4 protein-coding genes are annotated in these 6165 nt (G+C 69.1%); 1 reads left to right on the plus strand and 3 read right to left on the minus strand.

The window, feature by feature from the left end; genetic code table 11:
- Nucleotides 1–38 precede the first annotated feature (38 nt).
- The 3 genes from putA to B0684_RS06450 form a co-directional block, all read right to left on the minus strand.
- Nucleotides 39–3716, minus strand: a complete 3678-nt coding sequence (putA, locus tag B0684_RS06440; RefSeq protein WP_018176557.1) for a bifunctional proline dehydrogenase/L-glutamate gamma-semialdehyde dehydrogenase PutA — start codon at nt 3714–3716, stop codon at nt 39–41.
- A gap of 92 nt (nt 3717–3808) precedes the next feature.
- The gene (locus tag B0684_RS06445) at nt 3809–4462 is read right to left on the minus strand and encodes a cupin domain-containing protein (RefSeq protein ID WP_018176558.1); all 654 of its coding nucleotides are present in this window, start codon (nt 4460–4462) and stop codon (nt 3809–3811) included.
- Between the two features lie 73 nt (nt 4463–4535).
- Nucleotides 4536–5105 (minus strand): Spy/CpxP family protein refolding chaperone, encoded by a 570-nt coding sequence (locus B0684_RS06450; protein ID WP_018176559.1) that lies wholly within the window; start codon nt 5103–5105, stop codon nt 4536–4538.
- Between the two features lie 124 nt (nt 5106–5229).
- On the opposite strand from B0684_RS06450, the gene B0684_RS06455 reads away from it, so the two are divergent.
- The coding region (locus B0684_RS06455; protein ID WP_077276994.1) for a GntP family permease at nt 5230–6165 on the plus strand (936 nt) is incomplete at its 3' end.

Consider the following 6165-nt stretch of genomic DNA (forward strand, 5'->3'; position numbering starts at 1 on the left):
CCAGGCCAGACCGGCGCCACCGCACAACGTAGCCGGCATCAGTCAGCGGCTGCGAGCAGACTGGCGTTGCCGCCGGCGGCGGTGGTGTCGATGCACAGGTGGCGCTCCACCACATAGCGCTCCGGCGCGATCAGGGCGGTCTCCAGCGCAATGATCGGCCCGTCGCGCAGCGCCAGCGCCTTGCTCAACCTGCGGGTCCACTCGCTGCTACCGACCGCGGCCACCGCCACCAGACCGTCGAGTAGAGTCAGCGTTTCCGGATCGACGACGCCGTCGATCCCCCGCAGCGGGACGTCGGCCTTTTGCAGCGCCCGCGCGGCGCGTTCGGCACCCGGGGCCACCATGACCACCGGACACCCCGCCCCCAGCGCCTGCGCCGCCTGCGCCAGTGCAACCTCCGCACCCGGCCCCAGGCACAGCACCGGACCGCGGGGATAGAGACGCAGGCGATTACTCTCGCCGGTCGGCCCCGGCAGCGTCTGCGGACTCGTGTCGAACGCCGCGGTCTCCGCCAGGGCCTGGCGCAGCAGCCCCGTGCGCTCCGGCAGCGCCTTGCGCAGCACCTCCATCCGGTCGGTGCGCGCGGCCCAGTCACCGGCATCCAGCGCGTCCAGGGCCTGCTGCAGGGTATCCCGGGTAACCCCGGGGGCCTCCGCATCCGGCGCCGCGGGGTGATCCGCGGCGACTGGCAGGCGGCGCCCGAAACGGGTCAGGTACAGCGGCCCGCCGGCCTTCGGGCCGGTGCCGGAGAGCCCCTCGCCGCCGAACGGCTGGGAACCGACGATGGCGCCGATCTGGTTGCGGTTCACGTACTGGTTGCCCACGCGCAGGCGCTCGACCACCTGCTGCACGCGATCGTCGATGCGGGTATGCAGGCCGAAGGTCAGGCCGTAGCCGCGGGCATTGATGGCATCCACCACGGCGTCCAGGTCCCGCGCGCGAAAGCGCGCGACGTGCAGCACGGGGCCGAATACCTCGCGCTCCAGGGCCTCGATCCCCGGGAGCCGGACGATAGAGGGGCCGACAAAACGTCCGGTCTCCGGCACCGGCAGCGACTTCACCAGGCATCCCTGCTCCTCCTGCGCCTTCAGGTAATCGCGGATATCCGCCTGTGCCTCGGCATCGATCACCGGCGAGACGTCGGTCGCCAGTTGCCAGGGATCGCCGATGGTCAGCGCGTCCATCGCGCCCTGCAGCATCTCCAGCAACCGGTCATGGGCCTCGTCCTGCACGTAGAGCATGCGCAGCGCGGAGCAGCGCTGCCCGGCGGACTGGAAGGCGGAGGCAAGGATGTCGCGCACCGCCTGTTCGGTCAGCGCGGAGCTGTCGACGATCATCGCGTTCAGCCCGCCGGTCTCGGCGATCAGGACAGCGTCCGGCCCGGCGTTGTCCGCCAGGCTGCGATGGATCCGCTGCGCCACCTCGGTGGAGCCGGTAAAGCAGACCCCACTGATGCGCGGATCGGCGGTGAGCGGCCCGCCGACGGACGGGCCGTCACCCGGCAACAACTGCAGGGCGGTCTCCGGCAGGCCGGCCTCGCGCATCAGCTCCACCGCGCGGGTGGCGATCAGCGGGGTCTGCTCGGCCGGCTTGGCCAGCACGGTATTGCCCATCGCCAGGGCCGCGGCGACCTGCCCGGTGAAGATCGCCAGCGGGAAGTTCCACGGGCTAATGCAAACGAACACCCCGCGCGGCTCCAGCTCCGCCTCCTCTTCCAGCCGTTCGGCCTCGCCGGCGTAGTAGCGCAGGAAGTCGACCGCCTCGCGCACCTCGGCGATGCCGTCCCATACGGTCTTGCCGGCCTCGCGGTTGGCCAGCGCGATCAGCTCGGGGGCGTGCGCCTCGTAACGATCCGCGATGGCGCGCAGCAGGTCCGCCCGTGCCGCGACCGGGTGCGCCGACCAGTCGACAAACCCCATCAATGCGGCCCGCAGGGCCTGCTCGACTTCCTCCACCGTGGCCTCGCGCACCGCCCCCACCACGTCGTCGGGGTCGGCAGGAGAAACCGCGGCGCGGGGTTCGCCCTGTGGCGCGTGCCCCGCGGCCAGCATCGGCGCCGCCTGCCAGCGCATCCGCGCGAAGGCCTCGCGCGCCTCGAGCAGCGGCAGGATGGAGGCGGGTTCGTTAACGCAGTAGCCACGCGAGTTCTGCCGCTGCGGCTGGTAGAGATCAGCCGGGTCGCGGATGGCCGGGTTGGCGATGGTGTCGCCGAGGGCATCCAGCTCGGCGAGCGGGTCGCGGGCGATCTCCGCCGGCGCGATGGCGCTGTCCACCACCTGGTTGACGAAAGAGCTGTTGGCGCCGTTTTCCAGCAGGCGACGCACGAGATAAGCCAGCAGGTCACGATGCGCGCCCACCGGGGCGTAGATGCGGCAGCGGGTGCCGGCCGTTGCCTTGACGATGGCGTGCACCGACTCGCCCATGCCGTGCAGGCGCTGGAACTCGAAGCCGTCGCGATCGTCTCCGGCCATGGCCAGCACCGCCGCACAGGTATGCGCGTTGTGGGTGGCGAACTGTGGGTAGATGCGGTCGCGCCGGTCCAGCAGCATCTGCGCGCAGGCGATGTAGCTGACATCGGTATTCACCTTGCGCGTGAACACCGGGAAGTGTTCCACACCCCGTTCCTGCGCCAGCTTGATCTCGGTATCCCAGTAGGCGCCCTTGACCAGGCGCACCATGATCCGCCGCTCCAGGTGCTCCGCCAGCGCGTAAAGCGCCTCGATCACCGGCGCCGCGCGGCGGCCGTAGGCCTGCACGACCACGCCGAAGCCGTCCCAGCCGGCCAGTTCCGGATCCGCCAGCAGGGCCTCGATCACGTCCAGCGACAACTCCAGGCGATCCTGCTCCTCGGCGTCGATGTTGAAACCGATTCCGGCCCGCGCCGCCTGCCGTGCTAGTTCCCGCGCCCGCGGCACGAGTTCCGCCATCACCGTCGCGCGGTGGGTGTACTCGTAACGGGGATGCAGCGCGGAAAGCTTGACCGAGACGCCGGGACTGGAACGCACGTCGCCCTGCGCCTGCTTCGCGATCTCCGCGATAGCCGTGGCATAGGCCTCGTGATAGCGCCGGGCGTCGGCATCGGTACGCGCCGCCTCGCCGAGCATGTCGTAGGAATAGGTGTAGCCCTCGCGCTCCATCTCGCGCGCGTTGCGCATCCCCTGGGCAATCGTCTCGCCGAGCACGAACTGGCGCCCCAGCAGCTTCATCGACTGCGCCACGGCAGTACGCACCAGCGGCTCGCCGACCCGCCGGATCAGCTCGCGCAATGCGGCGGCCGGGCGCTGCGGGTCGTCGCTCAGCACCTTGCCGGTCAGCATCAAGGCCCAGGTAGAGGTGTTCACCAGCGACGACGAGGAATGCCCGAGGTGGGCGCCCCAGTCGGAGGGCTCGATCTTGTCCTGGATCAGGTCGTCGATGGTCTCGGCGTCCGGCACCCGCAGCAGGGCCTCCGCCAGACACATCAGACCGACACCCTCCTCGGTGGACAGGCCGTACTCGGCGAGAAAGCTCTCCAGCATCGACGGCGATGTGTCGGCGCGCACCCGCTCGACGATGCGCGCGCCCTCGGCCGCGATACGGGCGCGGGCTTCGGCATCCAGCCGGATGGCGGCCCGCAGGTCGCGCAACACGGCCGCCTCGTCGGCCCCGTATGCCGCCCGGATGCGGGCACGATACGGGTCGAGGACAGTGTCCTGCTGGGATTCGGGCTGCTGCATCGGCCTGCTCCCGTGTAAAGGGGGTCCCTGTACCCGGCCCGGGCGCCTTCGGTCACCTTACCCGGTGAAAGCGCAGGCCCGGGCGCAGGGCATCACAGGTGACCGGTCTTCACGTAGATCAGCGTCTCCTCCTCCACCCAGGGGTCGTGCTGACTCGAATGCGGGCTGCGGATCCACGTGCCGGCGGGATAGCGCCCGTGCTCGTCGATGAATTCGCCGGACAGCACCAGGATCTCCTCCCCGCCCCAGTGCCGGTGGGGCTGGAAATGCTCCCCCGCCGGCCAGTGCACCAGTGCGGTGTGTTCGGCACCGAAGCTGTGCAGATGCAGGACGCGCAAGCCGCCGATGCCCGGCTGGAAGGGCGCCGAGTGGGTATCCACCACCACCTTCTCGCGGTCCTCGGGCGCGAACTGCTCCAGCTTCACGAACAGCGTGCAGCCGGGATCCGAGTGCGGCGTGTGGCGGGAACCCGGCGGATTGCGCAGGTAGGTGCCGGCGGGATAGTCACCGGTTTCGTCGGAGAACACGCCGTCCAGTACCAGGATCTCCTCGCCCAGCGCATGCGTGTGCGGCGGGAAGCGGGCTCCGGGCTGGAACTGCACGATGCTGGTGGCGCGGCCCGCTTCCGCCTGCTCGCGTTCCAGCGGCTTGCGCACCACGCCGTCGGCACGGCTGCCGCTCCAGGGCTGCGCCGCCGTCTCCACGACCACCGGCCGGTTCAGATCCAGGTTCAGGGCTCCCGTCATGCGCGCTCCGACCGTCTTTTCAATCGAACACAGCCCCGGCCGGTTAGTTCCTTTCCGGCAAGGGCACGGGCGTTCAGTGGTGGTGACCTTCGTGGCCGTGATGCTCAGGCCCCGGACGATCTTCCGCCTCGCCGTGATAACCGCGGGCCTGCCGATAGCGCGCCTTCTGCTCGTCGCTGAGCAATGCGTCCATCTTCAGGTGGTAGGACAGGTGCAGGTGGCGCAGGCGACCGCGCAGCTCGCCGATCTCGACCGTGAGCGTCTCGATGGTCTCGCTGGAGATCCCGCCCTCCGCAAAGCGCGCGTCCAGTTCCCTTTCACCCTCCACGATGCGCCGGCCCAGTTCGCGCGCCTGCTCCCGCATGGTCTCGAACAGCCGCTCGGTCTCGCGGTGTTGTTCGGCCGTCAAGTTCAGTTCCTCGGCCACCTCCAGCACATGCAGCGGGCCCGGGTAGCCGTGCAGCTCGGCCGGCAGCGCCATCCCCATGCCGCGCCCTTCCAGGAGGTCTTCGGTCTCCTGCGCGGAGAGTGCCTTGATCTCGCGCTCCTGCAACCCGGAATACGGATTGGCCGCGGCCGATGCGGACATCACCAGCGCAAGGCTCGCGCCCATCAACCCCGAAAAAGCGATAACACGATGCATGCAGGAATCCCCTGGCAAGAAATGGCGTCTGGATTGTAGCGCCCAGACCAATCACGGGACACCGAACCGCTCACGGACGTCTAGACTCCGGATCGATACTCATAAAAAGGCAAAAGGACGCGACATGCTGATTATCGGATTGATTGTGGTCGTCGCCGCGCTGGTGTTCGCCACCGCGAAACTGCGCGTACATCCGTTCCTCGCCCTGCTGATCGCCGCCTTCGCGATGGCACTCATCGGCGGTATCGCGCCGCGCGAGGCGATCAGTGTCATCAACGACGGTTTCGGCAGCACCCTGGGCTACATCGGCATCGTGATCGCCCTGGGCACGATCATCGGGGTCATCCTCGACCGCACCGGAGCGGCCGTGGTGATGGCGGAGGCGATCATCCGCACGCTGTCCGACCGCTTCCCCACCCTCACGGTCTCGATCATCGGCTACATCGTATCCATCCCGGTGTTCTGCGACTCCGGCTACGTCATCCTGAACTCGCTGAAGAACGCGCTGGCCAAGACCGCCGGCATCTCGGTGGTGGCCATGAGTGTCGCGCTGGCGACCGGGCTGTTCGCCACGCACAACTTCGTGCCGCCCACCCCCGGCCCGATTGCGGCCGCCAGCAACATCGGCATCGCCGATGCCCTGGGCCTGGTGATCCTGGTGGGGCTGTTCGTCTCCGCTGTCGCGGCCGCGGTGGGCTGGCTGTGGGCCAGCCGCTACGCGAATGCCAATGACGAAGAGCTGCTGGAACCGGACCCGATCAGCGAGGCCACCGGGCAGGAGGTCGAGAGGGAAGAGATCAAGCTGGAACACCGCCCGACGACCCTGGGCGCGTTCATGCCCATCCTGGCGCCGATCGTGCTGATCTCCATCGGCTCCGTCGCCTTGCTGGCCACCCGCGACACCGAGGCCGGGATATTCGCCAACGCACTGATCTTCCTCGGCACCCCGGTCGTGGCGCTGGCCATCGGCGTGATCTTCGCGCTGCTGCTGATCAAGGGCGCCGGCATCAAGGACCGCTTCCACCAGATGACGGTCGACGCGATCCTGCTGGCGGCCCCG

Source organism: Thioalkalivibrio versutus (assembly GCF_001999325.1).
Taxonomy (GTDB): domain Bacteria; phylum Pseudomonadota; class Gammaproteobacteria; order Ectothiorhodospirales; family Ectothiorhodospiraceae; genus Thioalkalivibrio; species Thioalkalivibrio versutus.